At 66.2% G+C, this 14,692-nt stretch carries 14 protein-coding genes; 2 read left to right on the top strand and 12 right to left on the bottom strand.

The genetic code is table 11. The features are described 5' to 3' along the window. Window positions 1-100 precede the first annotated feature (100 nt). On the top strand, window positions 101-1,249 hold the full coding sequence (locus tag BFL43_RS27355) for an alpha/beta hydrolase (RefSeq protein WP_240498519.1): 1,149 nt from the start codon (window positions 101-103) through the stop codon (window positions 1,247-1,249). Here BFL43_RS27355 and pyrF read toward each other — a convergent pair. From pyrF to BFL43_RS27305, 10 genes are all read right to left on the bottom strand, one after another. Continuing rightward, window positions 1,242-2,096, bottom strand: coding sequence for an orotidine-5'-phosphate decarboxylase (pyrF, locus tag BFL43_RS27350; protein WP_084896562.1), 855 nt, complete (start codon window positions 2,094-2,096; stop codon window positions 1,242-1,244). The two genes, BFL43_RS27355 and pyrF, sit on opposite strands and share 8 nt — an antisense overlap. Beyond that, on the bottom strand, window positions 2,097-5,435 hold the full coding sequence (gene carB, locus BFL43_RS27345) for a carbamoyl-phosphate synthase large subunit (RefSeq protein ID WP_084896561.1): 3,339 nt from the start codon (window positions 5,433-5,435) through the stop codon (window positions 2,097-2,099). Continuing rightward, complete coding sequence (gene carA / locus BFL43_RS27340; RefSeq protein WP_084896559.1) at window positions 5,435-6,589, bottom strand: glutamine-hydrolyzing carbamoyl-phosphate synthase small subunit; 1,155 nt, start codon at window positions 6,587-6,589, stop codon at window positions 5,435-5,437. Before carA ends, carB begins: the two co-directional genes overlap by 1 nt. Further along, window positions 6,586-7,086 (bottom strand): transporter, encoded by a 501-nt coding sequence (locus BFL43_RS27335; RefSeq protein WP_084896557.1) that lies wholly within the window; start codon window positions 7,084-7,086, stop codon window positions 6,586-6,588. The genes carA and BFL43_RS27335 overlap by 4 nt, the downstream gene beginning before the upstream one ends. Beyond that, window positions 7,083-8,384, bottom strand: coding sequence for a dihydroorotase (locus BFL43_RS27330; protein ID WP_084896555.1), 1,302 nt, complete (start codon window positions 8,382-8,384; stop codon window positions 7,083-7,085). Before BFL43_RS27330 ends, BFL43_RS27335 begins: the two co-directional genes overlap by 4 nt. Further along, window positions 8,381-9,325, bottom strand: a complete 945-nt coding sequence (locus BFL43_RS27325) for an aspartate carbamoyltransferase catalytic subunit (protein WP_084896553.1) — start codon at window positions 9,323-9,325, stop codon at window positions 8,381-8,383. Before BFL43_RS27325 ends, BFL43_RS27330 begins: the two co-directional genes overlap by 4 nt. Then, window positions 9,325-9,903 (bottom strand): bifunctional pyr operon transcriptional regulator/uracil phosphoribosyltransferase PyrR, encoded by a 579-nt coding sequence (gene pyrR, locus BFL43_RS27320; RefSeq protein ID WP_084896551.1) that lies wholly within the window; start codon window positions 9,901-9,903, stop codon window positions 9,325-9,327. The genes BFL43_RS27325 and pyrR overlap by 1 nt, the downstream gene beginning before the upstream one ends. Before the next feature lie 129 nt (window positions 9,904-10,032). Then, a complete protein-coding gene (gene nusB / locus BFL43_RS27315) occupies window positions 10,033-10,524 on the bottom strand; it encodes a transcription antitermination factor NusB (protein WP_084896549.1) in 492 nt (163 codons plus the stop codon). Between the two features lie 5 nt (window positions 10,525-10,529). Next, window positions 10,530-11,093, bottom strand: a complete 564-nt coding sequence (gene efp / locus BFL43_RS27310; RefSeq protein WP_084896547.1) for an elongation factor P — start codon at window positions 11,091-11,093, stop codon at window positions 10,530-10,532. Window positions 11,094-11,168: 75 nt separating this feature from the next. Then, window positions 11,169-12,317 (bottom strand): Xaa-Pro peptidase family protein, encoded by a 1,149-nt coding sequence (locus BFL43_RS27305; RefSeq protein WP_084896545.1) that lies wholly within the window; start codon window positions 12,315-12,317, stop codon window positions 11,169-11,171. Between the two features lie 176 nt (window positions 12,318-12,493). Between BFL43_RS27305 and BFL43_RS27300 the strand changes: the two genes are divergently transcribed. Then, window positions 12,494-13,000: a B-4DMT family transporter gene (locus BFL43_RS27300; protein WP_084896543.1), complete on the top strand. Its 507-nt coding sequence runs from the start codon at window positions 12,494-12,496 to the stop codon at window positions 12,998-13,000. A gap of 86 nt (window positions 13,001-13,086) precedes the next feature. Here BFL43_RS27300 and aroB read toward each other — a convergent pair whose 3' ends face one another. Together aroB and BFL43_RS27290 are read right to left on the bottom strand one after the other, a co-directional pair. Beyond that, window positions 13,087-14,202, bottom strand: coding sequence for a 3-dehydroquinate synthase (gene aroB / locus BFL43_RS27295; RefSeq protein ID WP_084896541.1), 1,116 nt, complete (start codon window positions 14,200-14,202; stop codon window positions 13,087-13,089). Further along, window positions 14,199-14,684 carry a shikimate kinase gene (locus BFL43_RS27290; protein ID WP_084896896.1) on the bottom strand — a complete coding sequence of 162 codons (486 nt, stop codon included), beginning with the start codon at window positions 14,682-14,684 and terminating at the stop codon, window positions 14,199-14,201. The genes aroB and BFL43_RS27290 overlap by 4 nt, the downstream gene beginning before the upstream one ends. Window positions 14,685-14,692 lie beyond the last annotated feature (8 nt).

Here is a 14,692-nt window from a genome sequence, read left to right as displayed (position 1 = left end):
CCGGCTCCCTGGAACACGGGCCGGCGGGCCAGCAGACCGATGACGAATGTGACTGGTGTTAGATGGCGACGCAGACATTCACACAACGAGGGCGGGGTTGATGACGGGCACGACGATCGAAGCGGACGAGCCGGCCGATTCGGGGATCGACAGCGACTCAAGCCCCCTTTTCGATCGGTTGCGAGCGCAGCTGAGCAATTTGCGCGCCCTGACCGTGGGTGACGGGATCCGCCCGGAGTTCCGGACCGAACACGTCGTCCTGCACTCCGAGCCACATCGTGAGCTGCGCCGTTACGGTGACCTGAGCAGCCTCCTGCGCGCCCGCGGCAACGGGCGTGGTCCGGTGTTGCTGGTGCCGCCGCTGGCCGCTCCCGCGACGTGCTACGACCTCGGACCGGCACACTCGCTGGTGGGCCACCTCCTCGAGACCGGTCGGATCCCCTACGTCGTCGACTACGGCGAGATGACACGGGCAGACCGGAACATCGGATTCGAGGACTTCGTCGACGACATCGTCCCGCAGGCGATCGACCGGGTGCTCGCCGATTTCGACGGTCCCGCGGGAACCGAGGTCGACGTGATCGCCTGGAGTCTGGGCGGCACCGTCAGCCTTCTGAGCCTGGCGGCGCATCCCGAATTGCCCGTGCGGTCGATCACCGCGGTCGGGACCCCGCTCAACTACGCGCTGGTGCCGCCCTACCCCGTCGTTCGCACCGTGACCGCACCGACCGGAGGCCGGGCGATCACGGCAGTGCTCAAGGCGCTTGGCGGGATCCCGGCGCCGCTGGTCCAGCTCGCCTACCGGGCGACCGCCTGGGAGCGCGAACTGAAGAAGCCGTGGTTCATCCTCAACAACCTCGGTGAGACGGAGACCCTGGCCCGGATGGAGATCGTGAACCGGTTCCAGCGGACATTCCCCGGCTATCCGGGGCGCCTGGTCGAGCAGATGTGGGAGCGGCTGATCTATCACGACGAGCTCGCCCGCGGAGTGGTGACGCTGGGAGACCGGAGCATCGACCTGACATCGATCGCCGTCCCGATCCAGCTGTTCGGCAGTCACCGCGACGCGATCGTGCCATGGCGGGCGGCCCACCACGGCGTGGAACTGTTCGGGTCGTCACCGCAGGTGCATTTCACGACAGTCGAGACAAGTCACCTCGGCCTGATAGCGGGACCGGACGCGGTCCGCGACACCTGGCCGCGCATCGACGGATTCCTCGACGCGCTGCCGGTTGCGGCACTCAGCTGATCGATCGTCCCAGCGAGGTCTCGACCTCGTCGCGGGCCTGCTGATACGCGATACGCAACTGTTGCGGGTCGGGTCCGGCCTGCAAGACCGCGCGTGAACTGGCGGGCAGCAACCACGACAGATCGGAACCGGCGAACACACCGCGCAGATCGTCGGCGCTCGCCCCCTGTGCCCCCAGACCTGGCGCCAGGACGGGGCCGTTCAGGCCGCCCAGGTCCAGTCCGTGCTCCCGGGTTGCCCCGACGACCACGCCCAGCGTCGACGAGCCGTCGGTGTTGGCCGACGCAGCGGCATCGATGATCCGCTGCGCCACGCTGACGCCGTCGCGATGGGCAAGTTGCACCGGCGCGCCTTCGGGATTCGAGGTGCGGGCCAGCGCGAACACGCACCGTCCCGCTTTGCGCGCCAGGTCGATCGCTGGTTCCAGCGAGCCGAATCCGAGGTAGGGCGACGCGGTGACCGCGTCCGAGGACAGCGTTGACGCAGGATCGAGCCAAGCACGTCCGTAGGCTGCCATCGTCGAGCCGATGTCACCGCGTTTGGCGTCGGCGATCACGAGCGCCCCCTCGGCGCGGCAGCCGGCGATCACTGATTCGAGAGCCGCAAACCCGGCTGATCCGAAGGCTTCGAAGAACGCAACCTGCGGTTTGATCACCGAGGCGACCGGACCGAGCGCCTCGACGCAGATCTCACCGAACGCGTGGACGCCGGCTCCGCTGACGGGAAGCCCCCATTGCTCCAGCAGTTCGGGATGCGGATCGATTCCAGCGCACAACCGGCCCCGGTCTGCCACCACCTCGCGGTAGCGAGACCGGAACGTCCGCGCCACACTCAGATCCACACTCATCTAGCCACCCAGCATCGACAGATGTCGTGACTGCAACGATTGCACACCCATCGCCCCGTTGATGGCAGCTTCGATGCCCTGGATCGCCGCACTCGCACCCTGCACGGTCGTGATGCAGGGGATGTTCACCGAGACCGCTGCGCTGCGGATCTCGTAGCCGTCGATGCGAGGACCCGAATTGCCGTACGGCGTGTTGATGACCATGGCGATCTCACCCGAGCGGATCCGTTCGACGATCGTCACCTCACCCTCGGGCAGGTCGGTGTCAGAGTGCTTGAACACCTGGGTGGCATCTATACCGTTGCGCCGCAGCACATCCGCGGTCCCCTCGGTGGCGAGGATCTCGAATCCGAGGTCCGCGAGCCGTTTGACCGGGAACAGCAGGGCACGCTTGTCCTTGTTGGCGACCGACACGAAGATCTTCCCCGTGGTCGGCAGCGAGCCGTAGGCGGCCGTCTGCGACTTGGCGAATGCGCGACCGAAGTCCGCATCGATTCCCATCACCTCGCCGGTCGACTTCATCTCCGGGCTCAGCAGCGAATCCACGCCGCTGCCGTCGGCTTTCCGGAAGCGATTGAATGGCAGCACCGCTTCCTTGACTGCGATCGGCGACGACGGCGACAGTGCCGAGCCGTCCCCCTCGGCGGGCAAGATCCCGTCGGCGCGCAACTCGGCGATCGTCGCCCCGAGCATCACCCGGGCACAAGCTTTCGCCAATGGCACCGCGGTCGCCTTGGACACGAAAGGTACCGTCCGACTCGCTCGCGGGTTCGCCTCGAGGACATAGAGGATGTCGTCCTTGAGCGCGTACTGGACGTTGAGCAGCCCGCGAACGCCGATCCCCTTTGCGAGAGCCTCGGTGGAACGACGCACGTTCTCGAGGTCGGAGCGCCCGAGCGTGATCGGTGGCAATGCGCACGCGGAGTCGCCGGAGTGGATACCCGCCTCTTCGATGTGCTCCATCACCCCACCGATGTAGCAGTCCGTGCCGTCGTAGAGGGCGTCGACGTCGATCTCGATGGCATCTTCGAGGAAGCGGTCGACGAGGACCGGGTGCTGCAGGGTGATCTCGGTGGCCCGGGAGATGTAACCCTCGAGCGACGGTTCGTCGTAGACGATCTCCATCCCTCGGCCGCCGAGAACGTAGGACGGACGCACGAGCACCGGGTAACCGATGTCGCCTGCGATCGTCTTGGCCTGCTCGAAGGTCGTGGCCATGCCGTACTTGGCGGCCGGCAGACCCGCGGTGGCCAGGACCTTGCCGAACTCGCCGCGATCCTCGGCGAGATCGATGGCCTCGGGGCTGGTACCGACGATCGGGACGCCCGCCGACTGCAGTCGATGCGCGAGACCGAGTGGTGTCTGGCCGCCCAGCTGGACGATGACTCCGGCCACGGTGCCCGATGCCGATTCGGAATGGAACACCTCGAGGACGTCCTCGAACGTCAGGGGCTCGAAGTACAGACGATCGGCGGTGTCGTAGTCGGTGGACACGGTCTCGGGATTGCAGTTGACCATGACGGTCTCATAGCCCACCTCCGACAACGTCGTCGCGGCATGCACGCACGAGTAGTCGAACTCGATGCCCTGGCCGATGCGGTTCGGGCCCGACCCCAGGATCAGGACCTTGGGACGTTCGCGTTGCGGCGCGACCTCGGTCTCGGCCGCGGGGTCGAGTTCGTAGGTCGAGTAGTGGTACGGCGTCGCGGCCTCGAACTCCGCCGCACAGGTGTCGACCGTCTTGTACACCGGACGCACACCGAGCGTGTGTCGCAGATTGCGCACGGCCGCCTCGTCGGCGAAATCGTCTCGCAGGGCCGCGATCTGGCGATCAGAGATGCCTGAACTCTTGGCCTCGCGGAGCAAGAACTCGTCGATGGTGTCCGCGGACCTGATGCGGTTGCCCAGTTCGTGGATGCCCTCGATCTCGGCGAGGAACCACGGATCGACCTTGGTCGAGTCGAAGAGCTGCTCGACGGTGGCACCGAGGGCGAACGCCTGCATGATCCCGTAGAGCCTGCCGTCTTTCGGCGTCTGGAGCCGCTCGAGGAGTTCGGGCAGCAACTCGGGGACGGCATCGGGATCGACGGCTTCGGTCCAGAAGCCCGCAGCCTTGGTCTCCAGCGACCGCATCACCTTGCCGAGCGCTTCGGCGAACGAGCGGCCCAGAGACATCGCCTCGCCCACCGATTTCATGGTGGTGGTGAGGGTGTCGTCGGCACCGGGGAACTTCTCGAAGGCGAAGCGTGGGGCCTTGACGACGACATAATCGAGCGTCGGCTCGAAGCAGGCCGGCGTCTCCCCGGTGATGTCGTTGACGATCTCGTCGAGGCTGTAGCCGACAGCGAGCTTGGCGGCGATCTTGGCGATCGGGAATCCCGTCGCCTTCGATGCCAGCGCCGATGAGCGAGACACCCGGGGATTCATCTCGATGACGACGAGGCGGCCGTCGGCGGGATCCATCGCGAACTGGATGTTGCAGCCACCGGTGTCGACGCCGACCTCGCGCAAGATCGCGATGGAGAGGTCGCGCATGTCCTGATATTCACGGTCGGTCAGCGTCATGGCCGGCGCTACGGTCACCGAGTCACCGGTGTGCACTCCGACGGGGTCGACGTTCTCGATCGAGCAGACCACCACGACGTTGTCACGGTTGTCGCGCATCAACTCGAGTTCGTACTCTTTCCAGCCGAGGATCGACTCCTCGATGAGAACGTTGGCGGTCGGCGAGGCCGCGAGCCCTCCACCGGCGATCCTGTCCAGATCGTTTGCGTCATAGGCCATGCCGGATCCGAGTCCACCCATGGTGAACGACGGCCGTACGACGACGGGATAGCCGAGTTCGGCCACGGTCTCGTGGACCTGCTCCATCGTGTAACAGACGGCCGACTTGGCGCTTTCGCCACCGACCTTGGCCACGATGTCCTTGAACTTCTGACGGTCCTCACCGCGCTGGATGGCCTCGAAGTCGGCACCGATCAGCTCGATGTCGTACCGCTCGAGAATGCCCTCGTCATGGAGCGCGACCGCGCAGTTCAGCGCGGTCTGTCCGCCGAGGGTGGCCAGCACGGCGTCGATCGGATGCCCGGCGTCACGTTCGGCGATGATCACCTTCTCCACGTAGGCGGCGGTGATCGGTTCGATGTAGGTGGCGTCGGCGAACTCCGGGTCGGTCATGATCGTGGCCGGGTTGGAGTTCACCAGGCTCACGCGTAGGCCCTCGGCGCGGAGCACCCGGCACGCCTGGGTGCCGGAATAGTCGAACTCGCAGGCCTGACCGATGACGATCGGACCGGAGCCGATGACCAGAACATGCGAGAGGTCGGTACGGCGGGGCATCAGGCACGTGCTCCTTGCAGCAGAGTGGTGAACTTGTCGAAGAGGTAGGCCGCATCGTGCGGGCCTGCCGCGGCCTCCGGGTGGTATTGCACGGAGAACGCTCTACCGCTGACCAATTCGACGCCCTCCACGACGCCGTCGTTGGCGCAGATGTGGCTCACTCGCGCAGTCCCGAAGTCCGAGGCGAACTCCTCGCCCGCTTCTCCTTCGAGTGCGAACCCGTGGTTCTGCGCGGTGATGGAGACAGCACCGGTGGAGTGCTCGATCACGGGGATGTTGATGCCGCGGTGACCGAACTTCATCTTGAAGGTGTTGCGGCCGAGTGCGCGGCCGAGGATCTGGTTGCCGAAGCAGATGCCGAAGAGCGGGATGTCGGCGCCGAGGACCTCACGGGTGAAGTCGACGACCTGGTTCGCGGTCGCCGGGTCGCCGGGCCCATTCGAGAGGAAGACGCCGTCGGGCTTCAGATCGGCGATGGCGTCGAATGCGGTGCCGGCCGGCAGTACGTGCACCCGGAACCCGCGCTGCGCGAACATACGCGGCGTGTTCGTCTTGATCCCGAGGTCGATCGCGGCGACGGTGAACCGCACCTCACCCTCGGGCTCGACCACGTATCCGTCTGTGGTCGAGACCTCGCCGGCCAGGTTCGCACCTGCCATCTGCGGGGCTTCGACGACGCGGCGCAGCAACTCGTCGGCTCCGGCCAACGCATCACCGGAAAAGATGCCTGCCCGCATGGACCCGTGATCGCGCAGGGTTCGTACGACCGTGCGGGTGTCGATGCCCGCGATCCCGACGATCCCCTGTTCGATCAACTCGTCTTCGAGCGAGCCGGTGGCGCGCCAACTCGACACTCGCCGGGTCGGGTTACGGACCGCGTAGCCGCGGACCCAGATCTTTCCCGAGTCATCCGACCCTGCACGGCTCTCGCCGTCCTCCTTGTTCCAGCCCGTGTTGCCGATCTGCGGAGCGGTGGCGACCACTATCTGGCGGTGATAACTCGGATCCGTCAGCGTCTCCTGATACCCGGTCATCGCCGTGCAGAAGACGGCTTCCCCCAGGGTCTCGCCCCGGGCTCCGAAGCTGGTGCCGAGGTAGCGCTCGCCGTTCTCCAGGACCAAGACGGCCTGATCTCCCGGATTACCTGATGTCACGATTTCTTTCCGTCCTGCTCTAGAGGTTTCACCCAATGTGGGTAGATGCTTTTGTCGTCGGCGCGCACACCCGAGTCGATCTCGGTTCCCGACGGGAGCAGCCAGCGGATCACGAGGACGCCGTCGGCCGTCATGACCTTTCCCGCCAGGCCGCGTTCGGTGCGGATCGCGGTGATCTGGTCGTCGGGGATCCAGATCGGATTTGCGCCGGTGCGTTCGATCAGGATTCCGGTGTCGAATCGGCTGATCTCGGCGATCGCCCGGTCGCCGTAGTCGCCGACCGCAACGCGGTCCTGCCAGCTCGGCGCAATCGTCGAGCCGACGTAGAGCCCGGTGTGCGGTCCGAGGCGGCGGGTGCCGAGCGTGGCCGGGACCTCGGGAAAGGCGCCGAGCAGCTGTTCTTGTCGTCTGCCCCTCCCGCGCCAGCCGAGCAGCATCAATCCGACGATGCCGCCCCACGCCGCCACCACGATCAGTACGACCACGACGCCGGTCATCGCGGCGCCCGGACCTTTCCGCCGTTGTTGGTCACCTCACCGCGCAAGACCGTGGCCACCACGACCCCGGGCAGCGTCAGCCCGTCGAACGGCGAGTTCTCGGACAGGCTCGCCAGAGCGCTGGACTCGACGGTCCACTCGGTGTCCGGATCGATCAGGGCGAGGTTGGCGGGTTCACCCACCGCGATCGGCCGTCCCTGATCGGGCAGCCCGGTGATCTGGGCCGGGCGTTCGCTCATCACTCTGGCGACGCCGCGCCAATCGATCAGTCCCGGTCGCACCATCGTCTCCACCACGATCGAGAGTGCGGTCTGCAGTCCGAGCATGCCGGGGCGGGCATTGGCGAACTCGCAGCATTTTTCCTGTGCGGCGTGGGGAGCATGGTCGGTGGCGACGCAGTCGACGATGCCGTCGGCCAGAGCGCGGCGTAGGGCCTGCCGATCGCGGTCCTCACGTAGCGGCGGATTGACCTTGTTCACCGGGTCGTAGGTGCCCAGCCGGGTGTCGTCGAGCAGCAGGTGGTGGGGAGTCACCTCCGCGGTGATCGAGATCCCCTGTCCGCGCGCCCACTCGAGCAGTTCGACCGTGCCTTCGGTCGAGGCGTGACAGATGTGCACGCGGGCACCGGCATCCCGGGCGAGCAGCGCATCCCGCGCGACGATCGACTCCTCTGCCGCCCGCGGCCAGCCTGCGAGGCCGAGCCGAGACGCCACCGCACCTTCGTGGGCGATGGCGCCGACGGTCAGTCGCGGTTCTTCGGCGTGCTGGGCGATCAGCACGTCGAGACCCTTGGCGTACTCGAGCGCGCGGCGCATGAGCAGCGGATCGTCGACACACTTGCCGTCATCGCTGAACACGCGCACCTTGCCCGCACCGGCGGCCATCGCGCCCATCTCGGCCAGCTGTCTTCCGGCCAGTCCGACGGTCACCGCACCGACGGGATGCACATCGACGAGGCCGACTTCCTGTCCGCGGCGCCACACGTAGTCGGTGATCACCGCGGTGTCGGCGACGGGATCGGTGTTCGCCATCGCGAACACCGCCGTGTACCCGCCCAGAGCCGCGGCGGCCGAACCTGTTTCGATGGTCTCGGTGTCCTCGCGGCCGGGTTCGCGCAGGTGGGTGTGCATGTCGACGAAGCCCGGCAACACGATCGCCCCGGCTCCATCGAGCACCTCGATCTCGGGGGCAGCGGTGAGGTCCCGGCCGATCTCGGCAATCTCGCCGTCTCGGACCACGATGTCCACGAGTTCGTCCGCGTACGGCCGGACATTTCTGATCAGGAGTTCACCGCTCACGCCGGACCCCCACTCTCGGTTCCGACCAGCAAGGTGAACAACACCGCCATCCGCATATGCACTCCGTTGGATACCTGTTGCAGCACAGTCGCCTTCGACGAATCCGCAACCGAGAAACCGATCTCCATGCCGCGCAGCATGGGGCCGGGGTGAAGCACCACCGCATGATCGGCCAACAGAGCCGACCGCCGATCGGACAACCCGTAGCGGATCGAGTACTCGCGAGCCGACGGGAAGAATCCGCCGTTCATTCGCTCGGCCTGCACCCGCAGCAGCATGACTGCGTCAACCGCGGCGAGTTCGGCATCGAGACTGTGGGAGATCTCGACCGGCCACGTCTCGACACCAACAGGCAACAGCGTGGGTGGCGCGACGAGCACCACCTGCGCACCCAGTTTCGCGAGCAGGTGCGCATTCGAGCGCGCGACACGCGAATGTAGGACGTCCCCGACGATGGCGATCCGGCGGCCGGCGAGCGACCCGAGGCGCTGACGGAGGGTCAGGGCGTCGAGCAGGGCCTGGGTCGGATGTTCATGGGTGCCGTCGCCGGCGTTGATGACCGACGGACCGGTACCGTCCTCCCACGTCCACTCGGCGATCTGGTGTGCGGCGCCAGAAGCCGGGTGCCGGACGATCAGGGCATCGGCGCCTGCCGCCCGCAAGGTCTTCGCGGTGTCACGCAGCGACTCCCCCTTGCTCGTCGACGAGCTGGACGCGCTGACGTTGATCACGTCAGCACTCATCCACTTGCCGGCGACTTCAAAGGAAACCCTTGTGCGCGTTGAGTTCTCGTAGAACACCGTCATGATCGTGCGGCCCCGGAGGGTCGGCAGCTTACGGACCTCACGCCCGACCAGCGCCTGCTCGAATCGCTGCGCCTCGTCGAGGAGTTCGGTGGCGGTATCGATGTTCAGGTCGTCCACGGACAGTAGGTGTCGCATCAGCTCTCCCCCGCCCGTAACACCACGCGGTCGGCGCCGTCGTGTTCGCGAAGGTGGACCTGCACGTCCTCGCTCCGCGAGGTCGGGATGTTCTTGCCCACGTAGTCGGCGCGCAACGGCAGCTCACGATGGCCCCGATCGACCAGTACCGCGAGTTGCACCGCCGCCGGCCTGCCGAGATCACGCAGGGCGTCGAGAGCCGCACGAACAGTGCGCCCGGAGTAGAGGACGTCGTCGACGAGCACCACCAGGGCACCGTCGACACCTCCGGCAGGCACCACCGTGGGCTCGAGGGCGCGGTGTGGTTTCGCACGCAGGTCGTCGCGGTACAACGTGATGTCGAGGTAACCGACGGGCACGTCGACCCCGGCGAACTCGGCGATGTTCTCGGCGAGTCTGCGGGCGAGAAAAATTCCGCGGGTGGGAATTCCGATGATGACCACGCGAGGCGCATCGGAATTGTCCAGCGCGGTCTTCTCGATGATCTGATGCGCTATCCGCGCTATGGTCCGCCCGACATCGGCGTCGTCGAGTAATTCGCGACCCGTGTCGGTGCCGTCGCCCTCGGGTGTTGGCACGGTGATCGGGACCTCCTTCTCCGCCTCTCTGGACGGATCGTTAAAGGATGTCGGCCATTGTCATGGCCACCCATCCGTAGATGTATCGGTCGCCATCACAATTTCTTCGCCATACGTTATCAGGCGTGGTTACGACCCCTGCGATCGATGGTCCGTGCTCGACCCGCTCGACTGTTCGGCGGTGAGCGCGGCCCGAACCTGCGGTGCGAGCAGCACGATCCGGCCGAGGACACCGTTGATGAATGCCGGCGAGTCGTCGGTGGACAACTCCTTGGCCAACTCCACGGCCTCGTCGACGACCACCATCGTCGGTACGTCGACGGTGTTGAACAGCTCCCACGTCGCCAGCCGCAGGATCGCCCGGTCGACTGCGGGTAGCCGCGGCAGCGTCCATTCCTTGAGGTGCGAGGAGATGACCGCGTCCACGCCCGCGGTGTCGCCGGCGATGCCCTCGATGATCTGGGCGGTGTAGTCATTGATCTTGCCGACGGTGTCGTCGTCGACCGCGAGTTCGCGGCGCTGGACGATCAGGTCGACCGGCGAGCAGTTCTTGACCTCGGCCTCGAACAGCAGATCCACAGCACGCTTGCGTGCCTTGTGGCGGGTACCTGGTTTTTTCACCAGCGTCAGGAGTTGACGCGGCCGAGGTAGCCGCCGTCCCGCGAATCGACCTTGAGCTTGTCACCGGTGTTGATGAAGAGCGGAACGGCGATCTCTGCACCGGTCTCGAGGGTTGCAGGCTTGGTACCGCCGGTCGAGCGGTCGCCCTGGACGCCGGGATCGGTCTGCGAGACCAGCAGCTCCACGGTTACGGGCAACTCGACGTATAGCGGCACGCCTTCGTGGGTCGCGACCTGGACCTTGATGTTCTCGAGCATGAAGTTCGCGCTGTCCCCGACGATTTCCGGGCTGACGTTGAGCTGCTCGAACGTCTCGCCATCCATGAAGACGTAGTCGGTGCCGTCGTTGTACAGGTAGGTCATGTCGCGCCGGTCGACCGTTGCGGTCTCGACCTTGACACCCGCGTTGAAGGTCTTGTCGACGGTCTTGCCCGACAGGATGTTCTTCAGCTTGGTCCGGACGAAGGCCGGCCCCTTGCCGGGCTTCACATGCTGGAACTCAAGGATCTGCCAGAGGTTGCCCTCCATGTTGAGCACCAGGCCGTTTTTGAAATCCGAGGTGTTTGCCACTTCTCTGTTCTTCCTCTCACCCGCCCCGGGCATGTTGTTGCTGCGCCCATCTGCTGCTCGCGCCGGGGCGCGCGATCAGATGACGGTGAATGTCTTGTCGGTGGTGGTGAGCAGTTCGGGTTCGCCGTCACGGACCACGAGGGTGTCCTCGATCCTGACACCGCCCCTGCCCGGCAGGTAGACGCCGGGCTCGACGGTTACAGCTGCACCGCATGGCAGTGTACCCGTGCTGAGAGCCCCGATTGACGGCGCTTCATGGATCTGCAGGCCGACGCCGTGGCCCAGGCCGTGGACGTAGTACTCGCCGAACCCTGCCTCGTCGATGATCGAACGCGCTGCGGCATCGACCCCGACCGCTTCGACGCCCGGTTCGAGCGCTTCGCGTCCAGCCTGCTGCGCGGCCGCGACCACTTCGTATATGTCGCGTTGCCACGGCTGCACCGTCTCGAGCACGTACGTGCGGGTCATGTCCGAGTGGTAACCCTCGACGACCGCCCCGAAGTCGATCTTCAGCAAGTCGCCGGAGCTGAGTTCGGCGTCCGTCGGACGGTGATGCGGGATGGCCGAGTTGGCCCCGGTGGCGACGATCGTCTCGAAGGAGATCGCTTCGGCGCCCCGCTCGAACATCGCCCATTCCAGCGCACGTGCCACCTGCCGCTCGGTCCGTCCCGGGACGAGCAGTCCGTCGGCGATGATGTCGGCCAACGCGAGGTCGGCCGCCTGACACGCGGTCCGAATCTGTTCCACCTCGTACTCGTCTTTGACGATCCGCAGCTCCTCGACGAGAGGCGTCACCCCGACGAGGGTCTCCCCGCCGGTGAGAAGCGGGACCAGTCGTTGATGGGTCGCCACCGTCACGATGTGCTTCTCGAAGCCGATCCTGGCCCCGGAGCCGGACAGGTCTTCGATCAGAGCCTTCGGGCAATCGCGAGCGATGATCGCGCTCAGATCCGGCGCCTGCTCCGACACCTGCGTGAGGTAGCGGCCGTCGGTGCTTATGCGGTCGGCCCCGGCCGCGGTCACCACGAGAGCGCCGTTCGACCCGGTGAACCCGGTCAGATACCGCAGATTGATCAGATCGGTGATCAGTACCGCGTCCACCCCCGCGGCATCGAGCTGGGCGCGCAACAGATCCCGCCTCGCGCTCTGCGCGGTCGGACCGAGGTCGGGCGCCACGCGAGCGACGCCGGCCGGCTGTTGCGAGGTCTGTGAGGTGGCGCTCATGTGTCAAGGCTAGTGGAGCGGGCCGGCCGCGGCGGTCCGCGGCGTACCCGAATGTGTGCTGTTCGGGCGGAGTCGCCGTTGGCGTCTACTCGCCAGAACGTCGCGATATCGCCGGACACGGGGTCCATTTGTGGGCCCTGCCACACAAAGCGACCGGGCATCGGTAGTCTGCTCGCATGGTTGCGTGGTTGTTGCGTGGGTTGGTCATGTCGGCGGTGCACATCGGTGCCCGGGTCCTGTTGGGTCTGGCCATCGTGGCCTGGCCACTGGAATCGACGATGTGGAAGACGGTCGCCATCGCGGCGGTGGTGCTGGTCGCACTCATCTGGGGTGGTGTCGACGGACTCATCGACGGCCGCGAGCACGAGGACCCCGACGACTACCGCGACCTCACCATGGTCTGGCTCAAGGCCGGCCTCCTCGCCGGTCTCATCAGCGCCATCGTCTGCTGGATCCTGGGCAACTGGGTGATGGCGGGCATCGGTCAGAACTCGCTCGCGATCGAGATCTTCGCAGGCGGTTCGTTCACCACGTTGCTGATCTTCGTACCCTCTCTGGTCGGAGCCGCACTCGGCAGGTTCCTGACCCGCCGCCAGCACCGCAAGAACCAGGCAGCCCGCGATGCCGAGGCCGACGACGACTTCTCCTACCAGCAGACGCAGCCGGTCGGTCTGACCAAGTAGTCGACCGACCCATCCGAACTCGCGAGGCCCACCCGACGTTTCGGGTGGGCCTCGCCAGTTCGGGCGGGCGACGGCTGTTCGGGCCGTCAGAGCAGGATCGCGCCGCCGGAAGGTTGTTCCTTGGCCACCGCCGAGTACGCGGCGACGAGGAGTGCTGGATCCGGGGCTTCCAGACGTCCCGGTGTACCCAGCCCGTCGAGGACGACGAACCGCAACATCCCCGACCGGTTCTTCTTGTCGCCTGCCATGCCCTTGAGCAGATCACCGAACGCGTCGGGGTCGTAGCCGACCGGCAGCCCGACACTCTCCAGGATCGCCTTGTGACGATCGGCGGTCTCGTCGTCGAGCCGACCCGCGAGCCGCCCGAGCTCCGCGGCGTACACCAGACCCACTGCGACGGCCGCGCCGTGCCGCCAGCGGTACTTCTCGCGACGTTCGATGGCGTGGCCGAGGGTGTGCCCGTAGTTGAGGATCTCGCGCAGCGACGACTCCCGCAGATCAGCGGCGACAACACCTGCCTTGACCCGCACAGAACGTTCGATGAGTTCGGGCAAGACCGGACCGGTGGGGTCGAGTGCGGCCTCGGGGTCGGCCTCGATCAGATCCAGGATGACGGGGTCGGCGATGAAGCCGGTCTTGATGACCTCGGCCATCCCGGCGATGATCTCGTTGCGCGGCACTGTTTCCAGGGTCGCGATGTCGATGAGCACGGCGCGCGGTTCGTGGAACGAGCCGACGAGGTTCTTGCCTGCTTCGGTGTTGATCCCCGTCTTACCGCCGACCGCGGCGTCGACCATCGCCAGCAGTGTCGTCGGCACATGCACCACCGGTATGCCGCGCATCCAGGTCGCGGCAACGAACCCGGTGAGGTCGGTGGCCGCTCCCCCGCCGAGACTGATCACGACGTCGTTGCGTTTCATGCCGATCCGGCCGAAGACCTCCCAGCAAAACGCCGCTACGGAGAGTTCCTTGCCGGACTCCGCGTCGGGGATCTCGACCCTGTGTGCGTTGAAGTTGTTCTCGTCCAACGTCTTGCGGATCACTTCGGCGGTCTCGGCCAGCGTCGGCTGGTACAGGATCGCGACCGAGTCGGCGCCCGCGACGGCCTCGACCAATTCGGTGAGCAAGCCCCGGCCGATGATGACGTCGTACGGACTCTCACTGTTCACCGGTACCCGGATCGGTGCGCTGTTGCCTGTCACTGTGTCGCCTCCTGAGTGCTCAGCGCGGCGATGATGTCATCCGCCACGCGCCGCTGGTGCGGGTGGGCGTCGACGACGATCGTCGCGACCGTTTGATAGATGGGGTCGCGCTCGGCCAGCAGGTCGCGATACACAGCGGCTGGATCCTCGGCCCGCAGCAGCGGCCTGTCCGAATTGGACACCCGTGAAAAACCTTGTTCCGCAGACATTTTGAGATAGACCACCGGATGGCCTGCCAGGCGTTCCCGCGTCCTGGTGCTCAGCACCGCCCCGCCGCCGAGTGAGAGTACACCGGTGTGTTCGGCCAACAGGTCAGCGACGACCTGCTCTTCGAGGTCGCGGAATGCCGACTCTCCGTCCGCTGTGAAGATCCGTGGGATGGTGCGGCCCGCGCGGCGTTCGATCTCGCCGTCACTGTCGATCCACGCGACTCCGAGGGCCCGCGCAAGTTGCTGTCCCACGGTGGTTTTGCCAGATCCCATGAACCCGA

It is taken from the genome of Williamsia sp. 1135, assembly GCF_002095395.1.
GTDB lineage: Bacteria > Actinomycetota > Actinomycetes > Mycobacteriales > Mycobacteriaceae > Williamsia.
This window is presented reverse-complemented; position numbering and strand designations above follow the sequence as displayed.